25 protein-coding genes are annotated in these 25,050 nt (G+C 57.0%); 8 read left to right on the plus strand and 17 right to left on the minus strand.

Features of this window, described 5'->3' with window-relative positions; all coding sequences use genetic code 11:
- Nucleotides 1-23 precede the first annotated feature (23 nt).
- From glmS to mnmG, 16 genes are all read right to left on the minus strand, one after another.
- Nucleotides 24-1,862: a glutamine--fructose-6-phosphate transaminase (isomerizing) gene (glmS, locus tag R84865_RS04155; RefSeq protein ID WP_435631957.1), complete on the minus strand. Its 1,839-nt coding sequence runs from the start codon at nt 1,860-1,862 to the stop codon at nt 24-26.
- A gap of 156 nt (nt 1,863-2,018) precedes the next feature.
- A complete protein-coding gene (locus R84865_RS04160) occupies nt 2,019-2,810 on the minus strand; it encodes a DeoR/GlpR family DNA-binding transcription regulator (protein WP_435638913.1) in 792 nt (263 codons plus the stop codon).
- A 109-nt stretch (nt 2,811-2,919) separates the two neighbouring features.
- Nucleotides 2,920-4,287: a bifunctional UDP-N-acetylglucosamine diphosphorylase/glucosamine-1-phosphate N-acetyltransferase GlmU gene (glmU, locus tag R84865_RS04165; RefSeq protein ID WP_435638914.1), complete on the minus strand. Its 1,368-nt coding sequence runs from the start codon at nt 4,285-4,287 to the stop codon at nt 2,920-2,922.
- Between the two features lie 320 nt (nt 4,288-4,607).
- Nucleotides 4,608-5,027: a F0F1 ATP synthase subunit epsilon gene (locus R84865_RS04170; RefSeq protein ID WP_435631960.1), complete on the minus strand. Its 420-nt coding sequence runs from the start codon at nt 5,025-5,027 to the stop codon at nt 4,608-4,610.
- Nucleotides 5,028-5,123: 96 nt separating this feature from the next.
- Nucleotides 5,124-6,500 (minus strand): F0F1 ATP synthase subunit beta, encoded by a 1,377-nt coding sequence (atpD, locus tag R84865_RS04175; RefSeq protein WP_435637382.1) that lies wholly within the window; start codon nt 6,498-6,500, stop codon nt 5,124-5,126.
- Between the two features lie 67 nt (nt 6,501-6,567).
- Nucleotides 6,568-7,437, minus strand: coding sequence for a F0F1 ATP synthase subunit gamma (gene atpG, locus R84865_RS04180; RefSeq protein WP_435631962.1), 870 nt, complete (start codon nt 7,435-7,437; stop codon nt 6,568-6,570).
- A gap of 146 nt (nt 7,438-7,583) precedes the next feature.
- A complete protein-coding gene (gene atpA / locus R84865_RS04185; RefSeq protein WP_435632116.1) occupies nt 7,584-9,125 on the minus strand; it encodes a F0F1 ATP synthase subunit alpha in 1,542 nt (513 codons plus the stop codon).
- A gap of 16 nt (nt 9,126-9,141) precedes the next feature.
- Nucleotides 9,142-9,684 (minus strand): F0F1 ATP synthase subunit delta, encoded by a 543-nt coding sequence (locus tag R84865_RS04190; protein ID WP_435631963.1) that lies wholly within the window; start codon nt 9,682-9,684, stop codon nt 9,142-9,144.
- A gap of 12 nt (nt 9,685-9,696) precedes the next feature.
- Nucleotides 9,697-10,167 (minus strand): F0F1 ATP synthase subunit B, encoded by a 471-nt coding sequence (locus tag R84865_RS04195; protein WP_435631964.1) that lies wholly within the window; start codon nt 10,165-10,167, stop codon nt 9,697-9,699.
- 79 nt (nt 10,168-10,246) lie between these two features.
- A complete protein-coding gene (gene atpE, locus R84865_RS04200; protein ID WP_025733256.1) occupies nt 10,247-10,474 on the minus strand; it encodes a F0F1 ATP synthase subunit C in 228 nt (75 codons plus the stop codon).
- Nucleotides 10,475-10,601: 127 nt separating this feature from the next.
- Nucleotides 10,602-11,411 (minus strand): F0F1 ATP synthase subunit A, encoded by an 810-nt coding sequence (gene atpB / locus R84865_RS04205; RefSeq protein ID WP_435631965.1) that lies wholly within the window; start codon nt 11,409-11,411, stop codon nt 10,602-10,604.
- A 9-nt stretch (nt 11,412-11,420) separates the two neighbouring features.
- On the minus strand, nt 11,421-11,840 hold the full coding sequence (locus R84865_RS04210) for an ATP synthase subunit I (RefSeq protein ID WP_435638915.1): 420 nt from the start codon (nt 11,838-11,840) through the stop codon (nt 11,421-11,423).
- Nucleotides 11,841-12,142: 302 nt separating this feature from the next.
- Complete coding sequence (locus R84865_RS04215) at nt 12,143-13,159, minus strand: ParB/RepB/Spo0J family partition protein (RefSeq protein ID WP_435638916.1); 1,017 nt, start codon at nt 13,157-13,159, stop codon at nt 12,143-12,145.
- A gap of 49 nt (nt 13,160-13,208) precedes the next feature.
- On the minus strand, nt 13,209-13,979 hold the full coding sequence (locus tag R84865_RS04220) for a ParA family protein (protein ID WP_435631968.1): 771 nt from the start codon (nt 13,977-13,979) through the stop codon (nt 13,209-13,211).
- Nucleotides 13,980-14,103: 124 nt separating this feature from the next.
- Nucleotides 14,104-14,739 (minus strand): 16S rRNA (guanine(527)-N(7))-methyltransferase RsmG, encoded by a 636-nt coding sequence (gene rsmG, locus R84865_RS04225; RefSeq protein WP_435637380.1) that lies wholly within the window; start codon nt 14,737-14,739, stop codon nt 14,104-14,106.
- The gene (gene mnmG / locus R84865_RS04230) at nt 14,736-16,634 is read right to left on the minus strand and encodes a tRNA uridine-5-carboxymethylaminomethyl(34) synthesis enzyme MnmG (protein WP_435638917.1); all 1,899 of its coding nucleotides are present in this window, start codon (nt 16,632-16,634) and stop codon (nt 14,736-14,738) included. Before mnmG ends, rsmG begins: the two co-directional genes overlap by 4 nt.
- 40 nt (nt 16,635-16,674) lie before the next feature.
- Here mnmG and R84865_RS04235 point away from each other — a divergent pair, with 40 nt between their 5' ends.
- Nucleotides 16,675-16,842, plus strand: coding sequence for a hypothetical protein (locus tag R84865_RS04235; protein ID WP_435631971.1), 168 nt, complete (start codon nt 16,675-16,677; stop codon nt 16,840-16,842).
- A 667-nt stretch (nt 16,843-17,509) separates the two neighbouring features.
- Here the strand turns inward: R84865_RS04235 and erpA are convergent.
- Entirely contained in the window at nt 17,510-17,863 is a 354-nt protein-coding gene (gene erpA, locus R84865_RS04240) for an iron-sulfur cluster insertion protein ErpA (protein ID WP_435631972.1), read from the minus strand.
- A 532-nt stretch (nt 17,864-18,395) separates the two neighbouring features.
- On the opposite strand from erpA, the gene R84865_RS04245 reads away from it, so the two are divergent.
- From R84865_RS04245 to hemW, 7 genes are all read left to right on the plus strand, one after another.
- Nucleotides 18,396-18,827 (plus strand): CopD family protein, encoded by a 432-nt coding sequence (locus R84865_RS04245; protein WP_435638918.1) that lies wholly within the window; start codon nt 18,396-18,398, stop codon nt 18,825-18,827.
- 134 nt (nt 18,828-18,961) lie between these two features.
- Nucleotides 18,962-19,783, plus strand: coding sequence for a bifunctional hydroxymethylpyrimidine kinase/phosphomethylpyrimidine kinase (thiD, locus tag R84865_RS04250; RefSeq protein WP_435638919.1), 822 nt, complete (start codon nt 18,962-18,964; stop codon nt 19,781-19,783).
- Complete coding sequence (thiE, locus tag R84865_RS04255; protein ID WP_435638920.1) at nt 19,776-20,405, plus strand: thiamine phosphate synthase; 630 nt, start codon at nt 19,776-19,778, stop codon at nt 20,403-20,405. Before thiD ends, thiE begins: the two co-directional genes overlap by 8 nt.
- Nucleotides 20,406-20,492: 87 nt before the next feature.
- Nucleotides 20,493-21,776 (plus strand): glutamate-1-semialdehyde 2,1-aminomutase, encoded by a 1,284-nt coding sequence (gene hemL, locus R84865_RS04260; RefSeq protein ID WP_435638921.1) that lies wholly within the window; start codon nt 20,493-20,495, stop codon nt 21,774-21,776.
- A gap of 128 nt (nt 21,777-21,904) precedes the next feature.
- Nucleotides 21,905-23,065, plus strand: coding sequence for a P-loop nucleotide/nucleoside kinase family protein (locus R84865_RS04265; RefSeq protein WP_435631977.1), 1,161 nt, complete (start codon nt 21,905-21,907; stop codon nt 23,063-23,065).
- Between the two features lie 184 nt (nt 23,066-23,249).
- The gene (rdgB, locus tag R84865_RS04270) at nt 23,250-23,849 is read left to right on the plus strand and encodes an RdgB/HAM1 family non-canonical purine NTP pyrophosphatase (protein WP_435631978.1); all 600 of its coding nucleotides are present in this window, start codon (nt 23,250-23,252) and stop codon (nt 23,847-23,849) included.
- Nucleotides 23,849-25,027 carry a radical SAM family heme chaperone HemW gene (hemW, locus tag R84865_RS04275; RefSeq protein ID WP_435638922.1) on the plus strand — a complete coding sequence of 393 codons (1,179 nt, stop codon included), beginning with the start codon at nt 23,849-23,851 and terminating at the stop codon, nt 25,025-25,027. The genes rdgB and hemW overlap by 1 nt, the downstream gene beginning before the upstream one ends.
- Nucleotides 25,028-25,050 lie beyond the last annotated feature (23 nt).

Below are 25,050 nucleotides of genomic sequence, written 5' to 3' on the forward strand. Positions count from 1 at the left end.
GCTATATTTCTAGAACGCTCCCCTCACTCCACTGTCACACTCTTCGCCAAGTTCCTCGGCTGATCGACGTCGGTGCCGCGCATCACGGCGATGTGGTAGGCGAGCAGCTGTAGCGGGATGGTGTAGATGATGGGGGCGAGTTGGCCGTCGGCGTCGGAGAGTTGGAAGACGGTAACGCCGTCGCTTTCCTGGATGCCGGCGGCTTCGTTGGCGAATACGAACAGTTGGCCGCCGCGGGAGCGTACTTCCTGCAGGTTGGATTTCAGCTTTTCGAGCAGTTCATCGTTGGGTGCAACCACGATCACGGGCATATCGCTGTCGACCAGTGCGAGGGGGCCGTGTTTAAGCTCGCCAGCGGGGTAAGCTTCGGCGTGGATGTAGGAAATTTCCTTGAGCTTGAGCGCACCTTCGAGGGCGATGGGGAACTGTGCGCCGCGTCCGAGGAACAGGGCGTGCTGCTTTTCGACGAAGCGTTGCGAAAGCTGCTCGATCTTGTCGTTAAGGGTCAGAGTGCGCTCGATAGCTTTGGGCAGTCGACGCAGTGCTTCGACCATCTCGACGATGGTGTCGTCGACGCCGAAGCGTACCTGGCGCAGTGACAGGGTCATGAGCATCAGCGCAGTCAACTGAGTAGTGGTGGCTTTGGTGGAGGCAACGGCGATTTCGGGCCCGGCCATGGTCAATAGCGATAGCTCGGATTCGCGCACCAGCGAGCTGCCGGCAACGTTACAGATGGCCAGGCTGCCGAGATAGTCGCCGCTTTGCTGAGCGTGGCGCAGTGCGGCAAGGGTGTCGGCGGTTTCGCCCGACTGGGAGATGCTAACGAATAGCGTGCCGGGGGGTACCACGACATCGCGGTAGCGATACTCGGAAGCCACTTCGACGAGGGTGGGAATACGGGCGAACTTCTCTAGCCAGTAGCGGGCCACCATTCCAGCGTGATAGCTGGTGCCGCAGGCGATAATGTGGATGCACTTCACCTGCTCGAACAGCGCTTCAGCGTCGGCACCAAAGGCTTGCGGCAGCACGTGATCGGCGCCCAAACGGCCTTCCAGCGTCGCGCCTACGGTAGCGGCCTGTTCGAAAATCTCTTTTTGCATGAAGTGGCGGAAGTGGCCTTTGCTGGCGGCTCCGTCGCCGTGCTCGTATACCACTACCTCGCGCTCGACGCGCTCACCCTGCTGATCGGTAATATCAATCAAAGAGCCAGCGGAAAGCCGCACAATGTCGCCTTCACGCAGATAGATAAAGCGGTCGGTGACCTGCAGCAGCGCCAGCGGATCGGAGGCTAAAAATACTTCGTCGATTCCCACGCCTACTACCAGCGGGCTGCCTTTACGAGCACCGATAATTTCGTTGGGCGCTTGCTTGTGCATCACCGCGATGGCGAAAGCGCCTTCTAAGCGCGAGATCACGTTAAGTGTCGCTTGATAAAGATCGCCACAGCGCTCGAATTCGCGCTCGATCAGATGCGCCATGACTTCAGTATCGGTTTCCGACTCGAAGCTATATCCCTCGGCCTGAAGCTCTTCGCGCAGCGCTTCATGGTTCTCGATAATGCCGTTGTGCACCAGCGCCAGTTCGCCTTTGGAAAAATGCGGATGGGCGTTTTCTGCATTGGGGCGGCCGTGCGTTGCCCAACGCGTATGCGCGATGCCTACGTGGCCTTTCAGCGGATGTTCCGCCAGAGCTGTTTCCAGCGCGGCAACCTTGCCTACTTCGCGCTGACGCTGAAGCTGCCCATCATCGCTCAAGGTCGCCATGCCGGCGCTGTCGTAGCCGCGATACTCAAGCCGTTTCAGCCCTTCCAACAGAATGTTTTGTACTTCCCGGCTAGCAATCGCAGCAACGATCCCGCACATGGTGATTCTCCTTGATTCAAACGATCAGGCGGCTATCGATGCGATGAAAGCAGCCGTGTTCTCTGATCTTGTGCTTCAGCGACAGTAGCGCTGAAAGCATCCATTGTTCGATAAAACGAGCGGGAAAGGCGATGGCCTTCCCCGCGTAGTTAAACGTTATCCGTCACTGCCCGAGGAGTGCTCGACCACTACCAGCTCGATGTTGTGCTTGGTGATAACCTCGCGGCTAGCGGCATCCAGCCGGTCGTCGGTAATCACCACATCGATCTCGTCGAACCCCAGCTCGAGATTGGGCATGCGCCGCCCTATCTTGTCGGATTCCACCATCACCACCACTTCTCGAGACACCTGCGCCATGACCTGCGACAGCGACAGCAGCTCGTTAAACGTGGTGGTGCCGCGCTCAAGATCGATGCCGTCAGCACCAATAAACAGCTGGTCGAAATCGTACGCGCGCAGCGTTTGCTCGGCCGTTACGCCCTGAAAGGACAGCGAACGCTCGTCCCAAGTGCCGCCGGTCATTAGCAGCGAAGGGCGGTTGGGTAGCTCGCGCAACTGAGTGGCGACCTCTAACGAGTTGGTCATTACCACCAAACCCATCACACTCTTCAGCTGCGGAATCAGCGTGCTGGTGGTAGAGCCGCTATCAATCACGATACGTGCGTGATCCTTGATGCGGTCTCTGGCGGCTTCCGCAAGCTTGAGTTTGAGCGGGCAAGTGGCGAAGTCTTGCGCCTGACCGCGCGGCAGCAATGCGGCGCCGCCATAGCGTCGAATCAAAATGCCTTCCTGTTCGAGCTGAGAAAGATCCTTTCGAATCGTCACTTCTGACGTATCGAACGCCTTCGCCAGCGATTCAACGCTGACGTCACCCTGCTCTTCCAGCAGCGCAATAATCGCCTCGCGACGGGCACCCGTATTGCGAGCTGACGTTTTGGATGCAGACATAGTCGAGCGGGACCTTCCATATAAAAACGGCGTTTCCGAAATATTATTACTTTCGAAAACGCCGTTCAATAGTTTCGTTTTGAAACTTAAGCTTCGCCTAGGGAATCAGCTAACGCTCGTCATCCTGTTCAGCACGTCGCCAGTTCTCCTTCACCGTTTGGCGGGCACGGCCAAACGCCAGGCCCTGCTCAACCGAGTCGGTCAGGGTAGAACCCGCTGCAATGGTCACACGATCGCCAATCGTAATCGGCGCGACCAGCGCGGTGTTGGAGCCAACAAAGACGTTGCTGCCGATCTCGGTATGGTGCTTGTTAACGCCATCGTAGTTACAGGTGATGGTGCCTGCGCCCACGTTGGTGTGCTGCCCAATGTGGGCGTCGCCAATGTAGCTAAGGTGATTGACCTTGGTACCGTGATCGAGAGTCGCTTTTTTGATTTCAACGAAGTTGCCCACCTTGGCCTCAGCAGCCAGCGTGCTGCCGGGCCGCAGCCGCGCATATGGGCCAATCTGGTTGTTGCCCGCCGCACTAGCGCCGTCGATATGGCTGTAGGCCTCGATGTGCGTATCCGCACCGATATGGGAGTCGCGAATAACGCAGTAGGGGCCGACGCTAACGCCGTCTTCGAGCGTAACGTCACCTTCGAAGATACAGCCCACATCGATCGTGACATCGCGCCCCAGCGTTAGCGTGCCGCGCTGGTCAAAACGCGCCGGGTCTGCAAGGGAAGCGCCCTGTGCCATCGCTTGCTCCGCCTGCTGACGCTGCAACCAACGCTCAAGCGCCGCAAGCTGGCGGCGATCATTAACACCGGACACTTCCTCAACGCAGCCGGCCTGCACCGCATCGAGCGGTACGCCTTCCGCATATGCCATACCAACGATATCGGTCAGGTAGTATTCGCCCTGCGCGTTGTTCGCCGACAGCGCCGGTAGCCAGCGCTTGAGCAAGGCTCCGGTGGTACCCATCAGTCCGGTGTTGCATTCACGGATAAGGCGCTGCTGCTCGGACGCGTCCTTCTGTTCGACAATCGCGGTCACCTGCCCGCTATCGTCACGAACAATACGCCCGTAGCCGCTCGGGTCTTCGTGAACAACACTCAGCAGGGTTAGCTGATCCTGCGCGAGTCCTGCACTCAGTTGTTCAAGCGTTGCGCTGGTCAGCAGCGGCGTATCGCCGGTCAGAATCAGCACCGGACCATCGCCGAGTGCAGGCAGCGCCTGAGCAACCGCGTGACCGGTGCCCAACTGCTGCTGCTGATAGACGAAATGAATATCCGGCTGGCCCGCCAGTGCAGCTTCAATCTGATCGGCACCATGGCCTACTACCACATGAAGCGTTACGTCGCTTAACTGCTTGGCACTGTCGATAATGCGTTGAAGCATCGAGCGTCCCGCAAGGGTGTGAAGCACCTTGGGCAAACGGGATCGCATGCGGCTGCCTTGACCGGCAGCAAGAATAACCACGTCAAGCGACATGACAACTCCAATGATTGATCATTTATTGCGTTGAAGGCGATAGCGTCAGCGCTTCCGCCATACAGCGAATCCACAGAGAGTCGCACATTCCGGGCGCTTTCACCACGCTACGGCCAGCCTGGCCCGAGCGCCGGCCTTAAAGGCGGCACCCGCACCTTCATCGAACGCGCATCCGGCGCCAACATCAAATGCACACCCGCCGCTCTCTATCGCGATGGATGCTGTGGCGGAAAACCGCACCAGATACACAAATGCCCCGACCGAAGTCGAGGCATTTGCACGATATAAACGCCACATCGAAACAGCGTAGCGCTCAATAATCAGCGATTACTGCGCAACCGCTGCAGCGCACGCAAACGCGCTGTCGCTTCGGCAATTCCGCCAAGCGCTGCGGAGTAGTCCAGTTCGGACTGTTTCTCCGCCATCGCGTTACGCGCTTGCTCAAGAGCACGCTGGGCAGCTGCTTCATCCAGATCGCTACCGCGTTCGGCAGTATCGGCCAGAATCGACACGGAATCCGGCTGGACCTCGAGAATGCCGCCAGAAGCGAAGAAGGTTTCCTTCTTGCCATCTTCAAGCGTTACTTCAACGGGACCAGATGCTACGCGCGTGAGCAGCGGCTCATGGCCTGCGAGAATACCGATCTCGCCTTCCGCACCGGTAGCCACTACCTGCGCTACCTTGCCGGAAAACAACGATGCTTCAACGCTGACGATATCGCACTGGAAGCTTTTAGCCATTCTTCGTCTCCTGGATGCACCGCCACAGGCGGTACCTTGCCTGAAGAGCAAGTGACCGCTGCCAGCCCGAGGCTACCAGCGGCCGCTCGCATCTTCTTAGCGCATGCCTTTCGCTTTCTCGATTGCTTCGTCGATGCCGCCGACCATGTAGAACGCCTGTTCCGGCATGTCGTCGTAGTCACCGTTGAGGATGCCAGTGAAGCCAGCGATGGTGTCTTTCAGCGACACATAGCGGCCCGGCGCACCGGTGAACACTTCAGCCACGTGGAACGGCTGCGAGAGGAAACGCTGGATTTTACGCGCACGAGCTACGATCGCTTTATCTTCGTCGGACAGTTCGTCCATACCCAGAATGGCGATGATGTCTTTCAGCTCTTTATAACGCTGCAGCACGCCCTGCACGCGGCGTGCAACGCCGTAGTGCTCTTCACCCACAACCAGCGGATCGAGCTGACGCGAAGTGGAGTCGAGCGGATCGATCGCCGGGTAGATACCCAGTTCGGCGATGGAACGCGCCAGTACCACGGTGGCGTCAAGGTGCGCGAAGGTAGTGGCCGGTGAAGGGTCAGTCAGGTCGTCAGCGGGAACGTAAACGGCCTGTACCGACGTGATGGAGCCGGTTTTGGTCGAGGTGATACGTTCTTGCAGCATGCCCATTTCTTCTGCCAGCGTCGGCTGGTAGCCCACTGCAGAAGGCATACGACCCAACAGTGCAGACACTTCGGTCCCTGCCAGGGTGAAACGATAGATGTTATCGATGAACAGCAGTACATCGCGGCCTTCATCACGGAATTTCTCCGCAACGGTAAGACCGGTCAGCGCAACGCGCAGGCGGTTGCCGGGCGGCTCGTTCATCTGGCCGTAAACCAGCGATACCTTATCGAGAACGTTCGACTCCTTCATTTCGTAGTAGAAGTCGTTACCTTCACGAGTACGTTCGCCAACACCGGTAAATACGGAATAACCGGAGTGCTCGCTGGCGATGTTATGGATCAGCTCCATCATGTTGACGGTCTTGCCCACACCTGCGCCACCGAACAGACCTACTTTACCACCTTTGGCAAACGGGCAGATCAGGTCAATAACCTTGATGCCGGTTTCCAGCAGGTCGTTGGAAGAAGCCTGTTCAGCATAGCTGGGCGCTTTACGGTGAATCGACATGCGCTCTTCTTCACCGATCGGGCCCTGCTCGTCAATCGGGCGACCCAGCACGTCCATGATACGACCCAGCGTTTTTTCGCCGACCGGTACCTGGATGGGGTTGCCTGTGTTAACGACTTCCAGGCCACGTTTCAGCCCTTCGGTAGAGCCCATCGCGATAGCACGAACGACGTTGTCGCCGAGCTGCTGCTGTACTTCGAGTACGGTCTCGATGCCTTCAACGTTGAGGGCGTCATAGACCTTTGGCACGTCACCCGCGGAAAACTCCACGTCAATAACGGCGCCGATGATTTGTACAATATGTCCGCTCATCTGGTGTCCTCTAAACCTGCGATCCTGTCATGCCGCCAGGCATGTAAATTCACATCACCCAACGGCATTACACCGCCGCGGCACCACCGACAATTTCGGAGATTTCCTGGGTGATCGCCGCCTGACGTGCCTTGTTGTAGACCATTTGCAGGTCGTCGATGATTTGACCGGCGTTGTCAGTAGCATTTTTCATCGCCAGCATTCGAGCTGACTGTTCACACGCGATGTTTTCAACCACCGCCTGATAAACCTGGGATTCAACATAGCGAGTCAACAGTTCGTTGAGGATCACGGTTGGATCGTCAGGTTCATAGTCGTAAGTCCATGGCATTTTGCTGGCCTGCTCATCTCCGCTACGCGGTTCGAGCGGCACCAGCTGGCGTACCACGGGCTTCTGGGTCATGGTATTCACGAACTCGTTGCTAACAATGACAATGCGATCAAGCTTGCCTTCGTCATAGGCATCGAGCAGTACCCGCACGCTGCCCAGCAAATCGTTGAGTTCTGGGGCATCGCCCAAGTCCGATGCCGACGCCAGTACTTCGCCGCCATAGCGACGGAAGAAGCTGACTGCCTTCTTGCCAATACCACAGTAGGCTACGTCGATACCCTGATCGCGGTAGCCTTTGATTTCGCCCAACGCCGCCTTGAATGCGTTGACGTTGAGGCCGCCGCAAAGACCGCGGTCAGAGCTCACAACGATAATGCCAACACGCTTAAGGTCGCGCTTGGCCAGATAAGGATGCGTAGAATCCACCTGACCTTCGGCGGTGTGATAGCACACCTCGCGAATCTTTTTCGCATAGGGCTGGCTGGCCGCCATGCGATCCTGAGCTCGGCGCATCTTGGAAGCAGCGACCATCTGCATCGCATTGGTGATCTTCTGCGTATTCTTGATGCTGCCGATCTGTTGCTTGATCTCTTTTCCGGATGCCATACCGATCTCCTCTACCAACCCGGAACCGTGACACACATTTCACTACATCGATAACCGCCAGGCTGCTGGACTTACGTCAGGATGTTGCTACCACGCCGCGCCACGAACGCTAATTTCCCGGGCCTGCGTGACCCGGGCAAACCGCATTAGTTACGGGTCGCTTTGAAGCTCTCTACAGCTTCCTTGAGGCCCTTCTGGATCTCGTCGTCGTAGCCGCCTTTCTCGTTGATTTTGTTCAACAGATCAGCGTGCTCGGTGCGCATGTACTCAAGCAGGTCATCTTCGAAGCTGAGTACGTCATCAACGGCGACGTCAGACAGATAGCCTTCGTTGGCGGTGAACAGCGTTACACCCATTTCAGCAACCGAGAGAGGCGAGTACTGCTTCTGCTTCATCAGTTCGGTAACGCGCTCGCCGTGGTCGAGCTGCTTGCGCGTAGCGTCGTCGAGATCGGAAGCGAACTGCGAGAACGCCGCCAATTCACGATACTGCGCCAGTGCCAGACGAATACCACCGCCGAGTTTCTTGATGATTTTGGTCTGAGCCGAACCACCTACACGCGAAACCGACAGACCTGCGTTAATGGCAGGACGAACGCCTGAGTTAAACAGGCTGGTTTCGAGGAAGATCTGACCATCGGTGATGGAGATAACGTTGGTCGGTACGAATGCACCTACGTCACCACCCTGGGTTTCGATGATCGGCAGCGCCGTCAGTGAGCCTGTTTTGCCTTTGACTTCACCCTTGGTGAACTCTTCTACGTACTCAGCATTTACGCGAGAAGCACGCTCCAGCAGACGGGAGTGCAGGTAGAAGACATCCCCTGGGTAAGCTTCACGGCCCGGAGGACGTTTCAGCAGCAGGGAGATCTGGCGGTAGGCCCACGCTTGTTTGGTCAGATCGTCATAAACGATCAATGCATCCTGACCACGGTCGCGGAAATACTCGCCCATGGTGCAGCCTGCGTAAGGCGCGAGGTACTGCATGGCAGCGGGATCAGCGGCGCCGGCGTTGACGATGATGGTGTGATCCATCGCGCCGTGCTCTTCCAGCTTACGAACGATGTTCGCAATGGTGGACTGCTTCTGACCGATAGCAACGTAGATACATACGATGCCGCTGTCTTTCTGATTGATAATGGTGTCGATGGCAACGGCAGATTTACCAATCTGACGGTCACCGATGATCAGCTCACGCTGACCACGACCGATCGGCACCATGGCGTCGATTGATTTCAGACCGGTTTGAACCGGCTGATCAACACCCTGACGGGCGATAACGCCCGGGGCGATTTTCTCAACGCGGTCAGTAAGCTTGGTACCAAGCTCACCCTTGCCGTCGATCGGGTTACCCAGCGCATCGACAACGCGGCCCAATAGCTCAGGACCAACCGGAACTTCGAGGATGTTGCCGGTACATTTGGCGGTCATGCCCTCGGAGAGAGATTCATATTCGCCGAGTACCACGATGCCCACGCTATCGCGCTCAAGGTTGAGCACCATGCCGTATACATCGTCGGGGAATTCGATCATTTCGCCGTACATGGCGTCGTTCAGGCCGTGTACGGTAACGATGCCGTCAGCCACGCTGACAACAGTGCCCTCGTTATGGGCTTCAAGACCGGCGTCGAGGTTGTCGATGCGGCTCTTGATGATATCGCTGATTTCTGAAGGATTCAGTTGCTGCATGCCATGTCCCCTGACCTCAGACATTCAGACTGCTTTCGAGCTGTGACAACCGACCGCGAAGCGAACCGTCGATAACGGTGTCGCCAGCGCGGATGATCACACCGCCGAGAAGCGAGTCGTCCACTGAAGTAGTGATAGAGATTTCTCGGTCGAGGCGCTTTTTAAGCGCTTCAGCCAGTTTGCGTTGCTGTTCATCGCTAAGGGCAAACGCGCTGACGACTTCGACCTCGACGCGGCGCTCGTGAGCATCCCGAGCGGCTTCAAACTGCGCACGGATCTGATCCAGCGCGGGAAGTCGATGGTGCTCTGCGAGCAGAGTGACGAAATTGACCGCCTTGGGTTCGAGCTGGTCGCCGCACAGAGAAACAATTGTCTCTGTAAGCTGCTTTTCAGAGTGCCTCGGATCATTGATATAGGCACTCACCTTGGGCTCTTTAACTAGCGCTTCTAACAATGCCAGCGTTTGAGACCAGCTATCCAGCGCCTTATCTTCCAACGCTGCATCAAAAGCAGCTTTGGCGTAAGGCCTGGCGACCGTTGCGGGACTCGATTGTGCCATCGGATTTCCCCTTTAGAGTTCGGCGGTCAGCTTGTCGAGAAGATCAGCGTGCTGCTTCTCATCGACCGACGACTCGAGAATCCTTTCTGCGCCACGCACGGCCAGAGAAGAGACTTGGGCGCGCAGTGCCGATTTGGCACTTTGCAGCTCCTGTTCAATCTCGGAGTGTGCGCTATCGATCATGCGCTGGCCTTCGGCCCGAGCGGTTTCGCGTGCTTCCTCAACCATCTTGTTGGAGCGCGAACGCGCCTGCTCAACAATCTGTGAGGCTTCTTCGCGGGTCTCCCGAAGGATCTGCTCGGCCTCTGCCTTGGCACGATCCAGTTCTTCCCTGGCGCGATCAGCAGCGTTCAAACCCTCGGAGATTTTTTTCTCACGCTCTGCAAGGGCACCGGAAATAGGCGGCCACACATACTTCATGCAGAACCAGACAAAGATCACGAAGGTGATTATCTGTCCGATGAGTGTCAGGTTGATGTTCACGGTAAAGTACCTTTGGCTGTTCGTGGTGACCGGAATCGCAAGAGCCGGGTAACGTTAGCGTTACACCGGCGTCGGCAGATTAACCAGCGACAGCGAACATCAGGTAAAGAGCGATACCAACGCCGATCATCGGCACAGCATCAAGCAGACCGGCCATCAGGAAGGCACGCGACATCAGCATGTTGCTCAGCTCGGGCTGACGAGCGTTGGATTCGAGCAGCTTGCCTCCGAGGATACCGAAACCAATGCCGGTACCGAGCGCGCCAAGGCCAATCATGATCGAAGCGGCGACGTAGATCATTTCCATGATGAAGCTCCTAAGGATAAAGCTAAGTTAGTCATTTCCGGGGTGTAAGTGCATGCAGCCTATCAAGCGTCGCACGCTACGTTCATCGAAGCCCTTGCTGCCCGGAAGCAGCGGGGTCGAAGATTTCTTAATGATGCTCGTGCGCCTGACTTAGATAGACGATGGTCAGCATCATGAAGATAAATGCCTGCAGAGGAATAATCAGCAGGTGGAAGATTGCCCAGGGCACGCCCAGCGCCCACTGGATCCAGAACGGCAGCATCGCGATCAGCAGGAAGATAACGTCCCCTGCGAAGATGTTACCGAACAGTCGCAGCGCGAGAGAAACAGGCTTAACAATCAGGTTAACCAGCTCAAGCACCAAGTTGAAAGGGATCAGGAACGGCGTATTGAACGGCTGGAAGCTCAGTTCCTTGGCGAAACCACCAATTCCCTTCACTTTGAAGCTATAGAAAAGAATCAGGAAGAAGACCGAGATCGACAGACCGAAGGTGATGTTTACGTCAGATGTCGGCACTGCCTTCATGTGCTCAATGCCCATTAGACCAGCGATGCTCGGGATCAGGTCCATCGGCAGGAACTCCATAGAGTTCATCAGCAGCACCCAGACAAAAATCGTTAGCGCCAGCGGCGCAATCAGCGGGTTCTTGCCATTGAAGCTGTCGCGTGCAACGCCGCTGGCAAATTCAACGGCCATTTCGACAACGTTTTGAATACCGCTCGGCACACCCGCGTTGGCTTTTTTGGCCACTCGGCGGAACAGCACCAGGAACACCAGACCCAGCACAATCGACCAAAACATCGAATCGACGTTGATCGACCAGAAGCCCATCGCCGACGCTTCTTCAGCGCTGTGGGCGAAGGACCAGCCATGCTCGGGGCTAAGTCCGAAGACGAGGTTCTGAAGGTGGTGACTGATGTATGAACCGCTAGCCATTGATCTGCCTCAGATTCGGCAGCGAAACAGCGTGCGCAGCAGCCAAGGGGCCAACCATTGCACGAGTGTTGTCGCTATGTATGCAAAAAAGAAAAACGCTGGGTGAGACGGTGGCAGCAGTACGAATACGGCTATGAACATCGCCACTGTCAAACCAAACTTGCCTACCTCAGCCCGGTACATCAGGCCTACAGACTCTGACGCCTGACGCGATGCGTAAATGCGCACGAAGCGCCAGGCGAAATAGAAGCTCGGTAGAAGGCTGACCAGTACACCGCTTAGTGCACTAACGCCTGCTTCGCGGGACACCAGCAGCAACACCGCTACCGCGATTACCGCACCAAACATGCACTGGACAGCAACTGCCTTGAGCGGAAGAGACTGCTGCGGCAAACGCTGTCGAAGTGCCGCGGAACTTGCTCGTCGCATGGCGGGTCCAGTTATTTGGCTCAATCGGCCGACGCACACTTTTCCAATGCGCACGCCTTGCCAGCTTCAAAATTGACGCGAATTATAGGGGGCTGGTCAGCGAGCATCAATGACATATTGGACCAAAAATGAAAATTAACCGTACAAATGGATAAAATTTGAACAACTTCCATTAGGTCGCGGCAATTTGACGCATAAAATCGGATTTTATTAATTTTTTCTTAAACTTTTAATTTCCGCCGCGCCCGCCAACGCATTCCCAACCGTTCCCTAACATCAGATTAGCCGCTTGCCAGCTGCCTTCAGCGAATATGGGCAAGAATGCCGTCCAACTCATCAAGGCTGGAGTACTTGATCTCAACTTTTCCCTTTCCTGAAGATCCATGATCGATCTTCACCGCTGCACCGAGTAATTCGCCGAGACGTGTTTCCAACTGTAGTACATCGGCACTGGGTGCTGAATCCTTGGCTTTCGGCTTGAGCAACCGCTTTACCAGCGCTTCTGTCTGGCGCACGGTAAGGCCCTTGGCGACCACATCGCGGGCCGTGTGGCGCTGGCGTGTGCCCTTCAATGCCAGCAGTGCACGGGCGTGTCCAACGTCGAGCTCGCGACGCTCGAGCATGCCCAACACTTCAGCTTCGAGTGCCAACAAGCGCAGCAGGTTGGTCACCTGCGCCCGCGATTTGCCCAAGGCATCCGCGACCTGCTGCTGCGTGAGTTCGAATTCATCGATCAGCCGCTTAAGCGCCAGCGCTTCTTCTACTGCGTTGAGGTCTTCACGCTGAATGTTTTCGATAAGACCAAGCGCAAGCGCGGCTTCATCGTCCAGTTCACGCACGACCGCTGGAATGACTTCCAGCTCGGCCAATTGCGCCGCACGCCAACGCCGCTCACCGGCGATAATTTCATAGCGCTTGCGGCCCGAACTACTCGCCAGCGGACGCACCACTATGGGCTGCATGACGCCGCGCGAGCGAATCGAGGCAGCCAATTCTTCGAGGCTCTGCTGATCAAACTCGCGGCGCGGCTGGAACTGCCCGCGCGACAGCGCCCCCAGCGGTATTCTGATCAACTGATCGGCGTTGGCATGAACGGTTTTTCCAGCGTCCTGCGCAGCACTGCTACGCGGCTTTTTAGCGGCAGGCTTGGCAGCAGGGGCCTTTTCGCTGGCAGCATCAGACGAGGGCGACACGCTGCTGGAGGTGTCGTGCTCAGCATCGTCGACACTCACTTCTTCGTGCTCGTGTAGCGCCTGACTGCGCGAGCGAGCGCCTATCAATGCGTCTAATCCACGTCCCAAAGCGCGCTTGCGTGTCATCCCGAATGGCCCTCAGTGGTGATACAAGGTAGTGAACGAACAAGCAGGATCACAGCGCCAGACGCTTGATCAGCTCTTTGGCCAGCACGCGATACGCGTGGCTTCCCCGTGACAATTTAGCGTACTTGGTTACCGGAAGCCCATGGCTAGGCGCTTCAGCGACACGAATATTGCGGGGAATAACGCTTTTCAACAGATCATCGCCGAAGTAATCGAGCAATTGCTTGCTGACGTCGCGCGTCAGGCTGATACGGTTATCGTACATGGTGCGCAGAATACCGTAGATCGCCAGCGACGGATTGATGCTATCGCGTACCTGGTCAACGGTATCGAGCAGCGCCGACAGCCCTTCCAGCGCGTAGAACTCACACTGCAGGGGAATAATGACACCATCGGCGGCAGTCAGCGCATTCACGGTGAGCATATTAAGCGATGGCGGACAGTCGATCAGGATGACATCGAAGTTATCCTTGATGGTGGCAAGCGCATCGGAAAGCCGTTTCTCGCGACCATCAACGTCGAGCAGACTCACTTCTGCCGCGGTGAGATCAGCGTTGCCCGGCAGCAGCAGATAGCCTGCTTCGGGGCAGTTGGTGACCACATCACGCACGTCGACATCGCCCAGCAGTACGTCGAGTACACTGCCGCTCTCTAGCGCATGTTTATCGACACCGCTCCCTGTGGTGGCGTTGCCCTGCGGGTCGAGATCCACCAACAGCACGCGTTGTTTCAGCGAACCAAGCGAAGCGGCCAGATTGACCGCTGTGGTGGTCTTGCCAACGCCGCCTTTTTGGTTGGTGAGCGCAATGATATGGGTCACTTATTCATTCCTTCGGTCAAACGAGTATGTCTGAATTGGCCTTGAGCGACACCCGTTACAGGGTTGAGCGATGAATACCAGCAGCAATGGCGCTATTACCAGGCGCTATGTGCCGTTACCAATGCTACGGGGCAGTAGGCGCAATACGCAGCAAGTGACGGCTGGCCGGTTCACCGGGCACGTTCAACACGGCCTGCTCGATCAGCGTAACGCCCTCGGGCAAGCTGGGCGCCTCGTTCAGTTGGCCCACCATCGCCAGCCATTCGCCGTCACGCGCCAGCAGTGAGCGAGATATTCCAACGAACTGCCCAACCGCAGCGAAAGCGCGACTGACAATCTGATCGAATCCCTCTCCTGACTCGAGAGATTCAACGCGCTGATGGAGCGGCGTAACGTTATCGAGCCCTAATTCAAGCACTGCCTGACGCTGAAAACGCACCTTCTTGCCATTGCTGTCGAGCAGCGACACCGCCAACTCGGGGCGGGCAATGGCCAGCACGATACCGGGCAGCCCCGCGCCTGCTCCGACGTCCAGCAGCGCCGGTCCTTTCACCCACGGTAGGATGCTAAGGCTGTCGAGCAGGTGGCGCACCACCATATCGCGCGGATCACGTACTGCGGTGAGGTTATAAGCGCCGTTCCACTTGTGCAATAGCGCTACGTAACGCAGCAGCGTGGCAATACGCTGCTGATCGAGCTCGATGCCAAGTTCAGCCAGCCCTTGTTCGAGTATTGGCTGAAGCGTCTTGTCACCACTCATCCAGCGTTTACCTCGGCCTGCGCAACGTGCTGGCGCTTCTTCAGTTGGATCAGCAGCAGCGATACCGCAGCGGGCGTCACGCCAGAAATTCGCGATGCCTCGGCTAGCGTTGCTGGGCGCGCACGCTCAAGCTTCTGTTTGATTTCGCTGGATAGTCCTGCGATGCACGAATAATCCAGATCTTCCGGCAGTGCGGTCTGCTCGTGACGTTTCAATTTCTCGATCTCATCCTGCTGACGATCGATGTAGCCCTGGTACTTGGTTTGAATCTGCACCTGCTCGGCAACCGCCGCATCAACCTCTGGCATGTCGCCACGCTTGATCGACGCCACATCGGCGTACTCGGCCTCGGGCCGCTTCAGCAGATCCAGCAGGTTATGCTCGCGGGCCAGTTTGCCCAGCTTGGGCACCAGCACGCTGGCTTCGTCACTGTTGGGCAGCACCCAAGTATTCGCCAAATGTTGACGTTCACGTTCGATACTTTCGCGCTTGTGCTCGAAGGCAGTGAAACGCTGGTCATCCACCAGGCCCAGCGAGCGGCCAATCTCAGTTAGACGCAAATCGGCATTGTCTTCGCGTAACAGCAGCCGATACTCAGCGCGCGACGTGAACATGCGGTAGGGCTCTTGGGTACCGAGACGAATCAGGTCATCGACCATGACGCCGATGTAGGCTTCATCGCGACGCGGATACCAGGCATCACGTCCCAGCGTGCGTAGCGCAGCGTTGGTGCCTGCCAGCAACCCCTGCGCAGCGGCTTCTTCGTAACCGGTAGTACCGTTAATCTGACCGGCGAAGAACAGGTTGTCGATGAACCGTGTTTCAAGCGAATGCCTGAGGTCGCGAGGATCGAAGAAATCATATTCGATCGCGTAACCGGGCCGCGTGATATGGGCGTTTTCCATGCCCTCGATCGAGCGCACCAGTTCAAGCTGCGTATCGAACGGTAACGAGGTGGAGATACCGTTGGGATATAGCTCGTTGGTGGTCAGCCCTTCTGGCTCAATGAATACCTGGTGGCTGTTCTTGTCAGCGAAGCGGTGAATCTTGTCCTCGATGGACGGGCAGTAACGCGGCCCTACACCGTCGATAACGCCTGAATACATCGGCGAACGGTCGAGGTTGGCGCGAATGATGTCGTGAGTGCGCTCGTTGGTATGCGCGATAAAGCAGTTGACCTGCTCAGGGTGCGATTCACGGCGTCCCAGATACGACATAACGGGTGTGGGCGTGTCGCCGGGCTGAACCTGGAGGCGCGAGAAATCGACGCTTTTAGCATCGATGCGCGGAGGCGTGCCGGTCTTCAGCCGGGCCACATTAAACGGCAGTTCACGTAATCGTTGCGCCAGCGCGCTAGCACTGGGATCGCCCGCACGACCGCCGCTGTGATGCTCAAGTCCAATGTGAATGACCCCACCGAGGAAGGTGCCGGTACACAGCACCACGGTGTCGGCATAGAAACGAATACCCGCCTGGGTTTCGACACCGCACACCCGCTCGCCTTCAACAATCAGATCGCTTGCCGCTTGCTGGAAGATGGCGAGGTTAGGCTGATTTTCCAGCACTTCGCGGATAGCCGCCTTGTATAGCGCTCTGTCGGCTTGGGCACGAGTCGCACGAACTGCCGGCCCTTTACGTGAATTGAGCACACGAAACTGGATACCAGCGCGATCAGTGGCAAGCGCCATCGCTCCGCCCAGAGCGTCAACTTCCTTCACCAAATGACTCTTGCCAATTCCACCGATGGCGGGATTGCAGGACATTTGCCCCAACGTTTCGACGTTGTGGGTCAGCAGCAGAGTGTTGACGCCCATACGGGCGGCGGCGAGAGCGGCTTCGGTGCCGGCATGTCCACCGCCGATGACAATTACGCCAAAGCGGTCAGGGTAATCCACGGTACAACCTCGGATAGCAGAACGCCTGACAGGTGTTCAGGTGGACGCTTCCGTTAGCGTCAAAGTGTCAGGCGAAAAAAACATGAAGGTGCTGAAGCGTCAGCACGGTGTTGATCAGGGCGAGCAGTATAACGTGGCTGTGGGTAACCGTCAGTGGTTTTCCACACCAATGTGTGAAGTGCGCATCAGAGAGTACTTATCTAAATAAATAAAAAAGAATGTTTTTAAATGAAGTTTTATTGTGGTGATGATTATTGTTGCCGCGATTTTCTGTGGAAAACATTATTTTAGTCCAAAAATTCATGCGCTTACGCTGTTGTCTAGTCGATGCATAACAAGCGTATGAGCTGCGAAGATCAGGTGGGTAGCCTGTGGACGGAAAGGTGGGATATCCACAGCCTGAGTTGTCCTCTGGTTATCCACCTCTGTCTGACGTAGTTGTCTTTGTAGTTGTTAACGTTTACGTCAATGTCGACTGATGCCAGAAACGGCGCCTCTCTTAGCGTGATTTGATGAGGATAACGGGGTGAGTTTTCCACAGCCGTGATCCATCGTAAAGCCAGGCTGTTCAAGAAGCGAGTGATCGCTCTCTACCCCGCATGGTTGCTAGGTTTTATGCCTCTGTTCAGGCATCACTGAATGAAATGTGAAAATGCTGATTTACTCTCTCAATCAACGTGTCGATCGCTGATTCGAAGGGCATAAATGAGGTATTTCGCGGCAGTGCTGCCAAGTGAAAACACAACAGAAGGCAGTCAGCGCCAGACAGTTTTCAGTGGCGCTGGGACGACATGAGGGAAAATGCGGGGGAACAACGAACAATGCCGCCACTAAGCGTAGGCTCAGTGACGGCATTGGGGAGATTTGACGAGAGGTTAGACGCTGAACGATGCGCCGCAGCCACAGGTGGTAGTGGCATTGGGGTTTTTGATCAGAAACCGTGCGCCGGCCAGCCCTTCCTCAAAATCAACGGTAGAGCCTACCAGGTACTGATAGCTAAGAGGATCGATCAGCATTTTGACACCGTCCTTTTCCACGATGGTGTCTTCGTCATCGACGGCTTCACTGAAATCGAAGCCATACTGAAAGCCCGAGCAGCCACCGCCCGTGACGTAAACGCGCAGCTTCAGGTTGGGATTGTTCTCGGCTTCCGCTAGCGTTCGAACGCGTGAAGCAGCGCTTTCGGTCAAATAAAGCGGAGACGGCACGAAGGATTGGGCACCACTCATGGGTAAGAGCCTCCTGGCATTAACCTGCCCCGTTGCTCACGTGGCCTAACGGCATAGCGATAAACGCTTGGTACGAGTGAAGCCTTCGCTTGGGCCCGGCAGTAGCAGGTTCTATTGAGTCGTTTTGCAGCGTGTTGGTGACGCCGTTGGTTCAGCGCGTTGCATGCACCATGGATCGCGAAAGATCGGTGCGATTCCAGCGCTTTACGGTAAAAGGATCAGCAACATCGCATTGATGAGTGTTAGTGTACCATTTTGGTCAAGAGATCGGCGACGGTGTCGGTTATTCCATCTGAATGGCAGTGTGTTCGTGACCTTCCAGCACGATGGCGAAGCAGTATTGGCGATGTGCCAACAATGATGTTGAAGTACATTAAGGCGTAGCAACAGGGTTGGTGCCGCGCTTTGCTTCATAATGGCAATACGCTGCAATGGCCACCCACGTGGATACGCCTTTTATAATGAAAAGCGTTGGATGAGCGGTAATGTGCCATCCATAGCGCACTACAGTTGTGACCGAAGAGGAGCCGTTATGATTGCTTGGCTAGTGGCGTTTCACCTGATTGCCGCATTTCTGTGGTTTTCGGGGCTGTTTTATCTTCCCCGCCTGTTCAAGTACCACGTCGTTACCTTGCGTCAGGGAGACGAGCAGGGCGCGCGCCGCTTTGAAGTGATGGAGCGTCAGCTTTACCGCGTTGTGATGAATCCCGCCATGTATGCGACGCTCGGGTTAGGCGTGCTACTGGCGATTGTCCAGTACCATTATGTGCTCAGCGCGCCATGGTTCTGGGTCAAGCTTGTGCTGGTTATTCTGCTGATCGGTTGTCACCACATGTGCAAGGCCTTCATGCGTAAGCTGCGCACTACTCAGGGAAAACCGCGGCTGTTCTACAAGATTTTCAGCATGATTCCTCCCACTATCATGGGTGCCATCGTGGTGCTGACAATCGTGCAGCCGTTTTAAGCGCAGAAGCCATGTTGACGGCTTGAGTCGCCGTCAGTTGCCAGACGATACACCAGACTATGCGAAACGCACCTGGCGGCGTTATGTACACGCATCGCTGAAGGTAACGCGGCGATGCGGAAGAGGAAATCATCATGCCAACAATGCCGGTCGTGCTGGTGCTGGCGGGACATGATCCGACCAACGGCGCGGGTATTGGGGCGGATCAGGAGGCCATTCGTAGCGGTGGCGGTTGGGCGTTGAGCGTGGCGACCGCCTTGACGGTGCAGGATTCCTCCAATGTGTCGGCTGTCTACGACGTGGCGCCTGACTACCTACGGGCGGCAGCGCTTACCGCCACCGCTGACATTAGACCGCAGGCCATCAAGATTGGTCTGCTGACCAGTAAAGCCAGCGCGCAAGCCGTGGTTGCACTGTTGGACGAGTTTCCATCGGTGCCGATTGTGGTTGATCCGGTGCTGAAAGCGGGCGGCGGCAAAGCGCTAACCGACGATGATCTGGCGGCGGAAGTCAGGGCGTCATTGCTGCCAAGAGCCACCGTCGTGACCCCTAATCGCAGTGAACTTGCACGGCTGGTGCCCGAGCAGCCCAACGATGAACAGCGCGCGCTAACGCTGTGTAGCGAAGGTAGTGCGGTACTGATCACAGGAACTGATCCGCTGCCTGAAGAAGCACCTTCAGGCGACGCCGTGGTGCATCGGCTCTATCAGCGGGGGCAGATGGTGCGTGAATGGCGCTGGCCGCGTTTGCAAGGGAGCTATCACGGTTCCGGCTGTACCCTGGCAGCCCGCATTGCGCTGGAGTTATCGCTCGGTCAATCGTTGGCGGAAGCCTGCGAACGCGCTCAGCGCTACACTTGGCGTTCATTGGAGCATGCGCAGCAGCTGGGCGAAGGTCAATACCTACCCGACCGGTGGTATGGCAACAGCTCCCAAGGTAGAGAAGGTAATGAATAATTCAGGCTGGCAGCGCGGTATTTATGCAATTACCGATGCGCACTTGATGCCCGACGACGACACGCTGTTTTCACGCGTAGCAGCGGCGCTGGAAGGTGGAATTGCGCTGCTGCAATATCGCGACAAATCCGTCAATCAGCAGCGCCGCTTACGACAAGCGCAGCGGCTAAAGCAGCTGTGCGATCACTACGATACGCCGCTGATTATCAACGATGATGTCGACCTTGCGAAAGCAGTGAATGCTGGCGTGCATCTGGGGCGGGAGGACGGTTCGATTGCGGCCGCGCGCGCGCAGTTAGGCGCTTCTGCCATCATTGGCGCTACCTGTCACGACAGCCTCGAGAGTGCAGCGCAGGCGGTAGATGAAGGCGCCAGCTACCTCGCCTTCGGCCGCTTCTTCGCCTCGCGCACCAAGCCGGATGCACCGCCCGCACCACTCACACTGCTGCGCGAAGCACGCCAATGGCAGCTGCCGGTGGTGGCCATTGGCGGGATCGACAGTGCCAATATTGGCCAGGTGATCGACGCAGGCGCAGATCTTGCCGCCGTCGTTCACGCGGTGTTCGGGAGCTCTAGCCCCGCACACGCGGTTTTTCGACTTCGCCAAGCTGTGTCAGACTAGTCGCCTATTGATGACCGGTAGTTCTCCCCTTGGCTAGCAGTGGGACAGTTACCAGCACCGGATGCCGTCTTTTCCCAGGATATCTTCATGACAACCTCACAACAGCTTTTTGATCTTGCTCAGCGCCATATTCCCGGTGGTGTAAATTCTCCGGTGCGTGCCTTCACCGGTATTGATCGCGCACCGGTATTTATCGAGCGCGGCAAAGGTGCCTACATCTACGATGTTGAGGGCAAAGGCTATATTGATTACGTGGGCTCCTGGGGGCCAATGATCACCGGTCATGCGGATCCTGACGTGCTTAACGCGGTGCGCCAGCGCCTCGAAGAAGGGCTGTCGTTTGGTACCCCGACGGCGCTCGAAACCACCATGGCGGATCTGGTCTGCGAGATTATCCCGTCGATCGAAATGGTGCGTATGGTCAACTCGGGCACCGAAGCCACCATGTCGGCGATTCGGCTGGCGCGCGGCTACACCGGTCGTGACAAGATTCTTAAATTCGAAGGCTGCTACCACGGTCACGTCGATTCGCTGCTGGTCAAGGCAGGCTCTGGTGCGCTGACCCAGGGTGAGCCAAGTTCTCCTGGGGTGCCTGCCTCGCTGGCGGAGCATACCCTGACGGCGCCCTATAACGATAGCGAGGCGGTACGCCGCTTGTTTGCCGAGCGCGGTCACGAAATTGCCTGCATCATTGTTGAGCCGGTCGCAGGCAACATGAACTGCATTCCGCCACAGCCAGGCTTCCTCGAGACGCTGCGAGAGGTCTGCGACGAGAGCGGTGCGGTGCTGATATTCGATGAGGTGATGACCGGTTTTCGCGTAGCGCTCGGCGGTGCTCAGGCACACTATGGCATCACGCCTGACCTGACGTGCCTGGGCAAGATCGTTGGCGGTGGTATGCCGGTGGGCGCGTTTGGCGGCAAGCGTCATATCATGGAAAACATCTCGCCGCTGGGGCCCGTTTATCAGGCAGGTACCCTGGCAGGTAATCCGCTGGCGATGGCGGCCGGTGTTGCGCTGCTTAGCAAGGTGCGCGAGCCCGGCTTCCACGATGCGCTAGCGCGTCGCGTTAGCCAGCTTTGTGAAGGGCTTGAAGCGCGCGCCAAAGCGGCCGGTATCCCACTGCTTACCCATCAGGCCGGCGGCATGTTCGGCATCTTCTTCACTGATCAAGCGCAGGTCACCAATTTCAGTGAAGCGACAGCGTGTAATATCGAGGCGTTCCGCCGCTTCTTCTCGCATATGTTGGATCAAGGGGTGTATTTGGCACCTTCCAACTACGAATCGGCGTTCATGTCGAGCGTGCACGGCGACGATGAGATTCAGGCAACGCTTGATGCAGCAGAAAAAGCATTTGCCACATTAGCGTAACGCTTTGTTCTTACAGTCGAGCCAAGTAAGTAACTCTTTGATACTATTTGTACCCAAGGGTCACCATTGCACTATTTTCAACCGCGCCACCCGTTGCTGAACGGTTGGCTCAAGCCAGGAGCCATATCTTGACTCAGACTTCCCGTAAGCCTTTGTTCGAGGCGCTCCATCTTCACGGGGTGATCGATGCTGCGTTAATTGAGCAGGCAGACACCTTTAGTCAAGACGACATGATTGCGCTGTGTCACACCATCGGCGACACCATGCTTGAACGCCGCGATTCACCCGTGGCCAGCGCCGAGCCTAAATTCCAGCGTCTGGATCAGGCGATGCTGGCTGCCATTGCCGAGCTGCGCAGCCATCCTGCATGTGCGCCCTATGACGAAGAACTGCAGCAGCTTGAGTTCTGGGCCGGGGAAGCCTATGCACGCATGCAGCCAGCGCTTGAAAAGCGTCAACAGCAGGGGTTGCAGCGGCCGGTAGGCGAGGTGGTCGAAGGTGATGTCTGCCTCGAGCTAGTGTCTCTGTGCTGCGATATTCTGACCTTGGATGGACTGTCGCTGGCCAACGAAGTGGTCGATCGCTATCTGGAAGGATGCGGCGACTTCGAGATGATGCGGCTGTTCGACTATGCCGCTGTATTCTTTGCGCTGCAGCGCGCGCTCAATGTGGTCGATTACCCCGAGGCGCTCAAGGGCTATATTGAGGCGATCGTCTATATCTACGAATTCCGTGTGCCCTATCTGCTGCTGGGTGTCGGCGTTACCGGTTCGGGAAAAAGCCGCTTTACCCGCTCAGCGATGCGTGAACTGGCCGGCATACGCGTTCGTTCCAGCGCTGAACGCGAGCGTTTGATGCGCCAGCGTGAGGCCGAAGGGCTGCCAGCGCTCGATAAGTTCTCTGCCGAAATGACGCAGCTAACTTACCAGCGCATGGCGCGTATTACCGGTGCGCTGCTTGAAGCCTGCTATCCGGCCTATGTCGATGCTACTTGCCTGATGCGCGATCAGCGCGAGCTGCTGAGCAATGAGGCGCGCTATCGCGGGCTGGCGCTGGTAATGGTGCAATTCAAGGCAAGCGATGAAACGCTTAAGGCACGTCTTGAGCGTCGCTCGCAAAAACGCGATCAGGACCCGGCGCTGGCGGCCGAGCTGTTGGCCTATCAGCAGCGTGCGTTCGAGCCCTTCGAAGGTGAAGAGCGCACCCATTTGATTCAGATCGATACCGATGCGCCGGATGCTAACGAAACGCTGGTCAGCCTGATTCGCGAGCATCTGCGCCTTAGCTAGCGCGCGGCCCGCTCGTAGCAAACGCTAAACGCCCTGCTTGTTGCAGGGCGTTGTCGTATAAACTGTTGTTTAGAAATACGCGTCACGTTTTCGGTAATGCGGTGCCTGTGTTAGCCGTTTTTTCATTCGTGTCTGCCATAGCGGCGTGACGCTACCCATCAAGTAGTCATAGGACGTATGCCGAATGTCATCCATCGAAGTGGTGCTGGCGAGCGCCAATCCCGGAAAATTGCGTGAGTTTGAAGAATTGCTGGCGCCGTTAGGTGTGACGCTGAGTTCACAAGCTGATTACGGTGTCCACGATGTCGAGGAAACCGGGCTGACGTTTGTTGAAAATGCCTTGATCAAGGCGCGCGCCGCAGCACGTGCCAGTGGCAAAGCGGCGTTGGCAGATGACTCGGGGTTGGCGGTCGATGCGCTGAATGGCGCGCCCGGCATCTATTCAGCGCGTTATGCGGGCCAGCCCAGCGACGATCAGGCCAATAATCGCAAACTGCTGGACGCGCTGTCAGAGGTGCCGGAAGGGCTACGCGGTGCGCGCTACTGGTGTGCGCTAGTCTATTTGCGCCACGCAGAGGACCCTGCGCCGTTGATCGTTCAGCGCGAATGGCGAGGCGATATTCTCTCGCTGCCGCGCGGCGAAGGGGGCTTCGGATATGACCCACTGTTTTGGCTGCGCGACCGTGAAATGAGTGTCGCTGAACTACCGGCATCGGAGAAAAACCGCTTGTCGCACCGTGGTCGCGCGGTAGCCGCGCTAGTAGAAGAGCTGAAGGCGCTGTAATGACTGCCCTGCCGCCGCTATCGCTCTATATTCACGTGCCGTGGTGCGTACGCAAGTGCCCTTACTGTGATTTTAATTCTCACGGTGTCGGGAAGCATGCCGAGTTGCCCGAGCGTGATTATATCGATGCGTTGATCGACGATCTGACTCAGGATCTTGCGATGGTCGAGCGTCGACCGCTGCACTCGATTTTTATTGGCGGTGGCACGCCCAGTCTACTTTCGCCAGCGGCCTACCAGCGTCTTTTCAGGGAGATCCGCGCGCGGATTCTCTTCGCGCCTGAGATGGAAATTACCCTTGAAGCCAACCCGGGCACCGTTGAACGCAGCCGCTTTGACGGGTTCCGTGAGGCGGGCATCAATCGCCTGTCGCTGGGCATTCAAAGCTTCAACGATGATCACCTCACCACGCTGGGACGCATCCATAACGGTGATGACGCCGAGCGAGCGGTGCGTGCAGCACGTAGCGCAGGCTTCGACAACTTCAATATCGATATCATGCACGGCCTGCCTGGCCAGCGCGTAAGCGACGCGATGGATGACATCGAGCGGGCGCTCTCGCTCGCACCAACGCATCTTTCCTGGTATCAGCTAACGCTGGAGCCCAACACCGAGTTTTATTCGCATCCGCCGCAGTTGCCTGAAGAAGACACCCTGTTCGATATTCAGGACGAAGGGCACCAGCGTTTGAAGAAGGCGGGTTTCGAGCGCTATGAAGTTTCGGCCTATGCACGTTCACCCGAGCAGCGCTCTCAGCACAACCTGAACTACTGGCAGTTCGGCGACTATCTGGGCATTGGTGCTGGAGCGCATGGCAAGCTCACACGTATCGAAAACGGCCGCCTGAGCGCGCTGCGGCGCTGGAAAAGCCGACAGCCCGATGCCTACTTGCGCAGGCGTTCCGATCCACGTGGTTTTGTAGCCGGCCAGCAGGTGATCGGCGATGATGAAATTGGGCTTGAGTTTCTGCTTAACGCTCTGCGTCTGGTAGAAGGCGTTGAAACTGAACTTTGGCCGGCCCGCACCGGTCTATCGCTAGCCACTCTTGAGCGCGCGACGGCCAAGGTGCGCCAACGTGGCCTGCTTACCCTGAATCCGCGGCTATCGACCAGCGAGAAGGGGTTGGCGTTCCTGAACGACGTGCTGGCAGACGTCGAGCAGCCGCTATCGCTGGCGTAAGCACCACGCTAACGCGGCCGGAT

The sequence above is a fragment of the Carnimonas bestiolae genome, from assembly GCF_051251145.1.
GTDB lineage: Bacteria > Pseudomonadota > Gammaproteobacteria > Pseudomonadales > Halomonadaceae > Carnimonas > Carnimonas bestiolae.

Excerpts from the sequence above, each read along its gene's own strand:
- R84865_RS04210 (WP_435638915.1), bottom strand. The coding sequence starts at position 11,840 with ATGCGACGAGCAAGTTCCGCGGCACTTCGACAGCGTTTGCCGCAGCAG.
- thiD (WP_435638919.1), top strand. The coding sequence starts at position 18,962 with ATGCCAACAATGCCGGTCGTGCTGGTGCTGGCGGGACATGATCCGACC.
- atpD (WP_435637382.1), bottom strand. The coding sequence starts at position 6,500 with ATGAGCGGACATATTGTACAAATCATCGGCGCCGTTATTGACGTGGAG.
- hemL (WP_435638921.1), top strand. The coding sequence starts at position 20,493 with ATGACAACCTCACAACAGCTTTTTGATCTTGCTCAGCGCCATATTCCC.
- R84865_RS04215 (WP_435638916.1), bottom strand. The coding sequence starts at position 13,159 with ATGACACGCAAGCGCGCTTTGGGACGTGGATTAGACGCATTGATAGGC.
- R84865_RS04170 (WP_435631960.1), bottom strand. The coding sequence starts at position 5,027 with ATGGCTAAAAGCTTCCAGTGCGATATCGTCAGCGTTGAAGCATCGTTG.
- R84865_RS04190 (WP_435631963.1), bottom strand. The coding sequence starts at position 9,684 with ATGGCACAATCGAGTCCCGCAACGGTCGCCAGGCCTTACGCCAAAGCT.
- atpG (WP_435631962.1), bottom strand. The coding sequence starts at position 7,437 with ATGGCATCCGGAAAAGAGATCAAGCAACAGATCGGCAGCATCAAGAAT.
- hemW (WP_435638922.1), top strand. The coding sequence starts at position 23,849 with ATGACTGCCCTGCCGCCGCTATCGCTCTATATTCACGTGCCGTGGTGC.
- R84865_RS04245 (WP_435638918.1), top strand. The coding sequence starts at position 18,396 with ATGATTGCTTGGCTAGTGGCGTTTCACCTGATTGCCGCATTTCTGTGG.
- atpB (WP_435631965.1), bottom strand. The coding sequence starts at position 11,411 with ATGGCTAGCGGTTCATACATCAGTCACCACCTTCAGAACCTCGTCTTC.
- R84865_RS04160 (WP_435638913.1), bottom strand. The coding sequence starts at position 2,810 with ATGTCTGCATCCAAAACGTCAGCTCGCAATACGGGTGCCCGTCGCGAG.
- atpE (WP_025733256.1), bottom strand. The coding sequence starts at position 10,474 with ATGGAAATGATCTACGTCGCCGCTTCGATCATGATTGGCCTTGGCGCG.
- rsmG (WP_435637380.1), bottom strand. The coding sequence starts at position 14,739 with ATGAGTGGTGACAAGACGCTTCAGCCAATACTCGAACAAGGGCTGGCT.
- glmS (WP_435631957.1), bottom strand. The coding sequence starts at position 1,862 with ATGTGCGGGATCGTTGCTGCGATTGCTAGCCGGGAAGTACAAAACATT.
- erpA (WP_435631972.1), bottom strand. The coding sequence starts at position 17,863 with ATGAGTGGTGCCCAATCCTTCGTGCCGTCTCCGCTTTATTTGACCGAA.
- glmU (WP_435638914.1), bottom strand. The coding sequence starts at position 4,287 with ATGTCGCTTGACGTGGTTATTCTTGCTGCCGGTCAAGGCAGCCGCATG.
- thiE (WP_435638920.1), top strand. The coding sequence starts at position 19,776 with ATGAATAATTCAGGCTGGCAGCGCGGTATTTATGCAATTACCGATGCG.
- rdgB (WP_435631978.1), top strand. The coding sequence starts at position 23,250 with ATGTCATCCATCGAAGTGGTGCTGGCGAGCGCCAATCCCGGAAAATTG.
- atpA (WP_435632116.1), bottom strand. The coding sequence starts at position 9,125 with ATGCAGCAACTGAATCCTTCAGAAATCAGCGATATCATCAAGAGCCGC.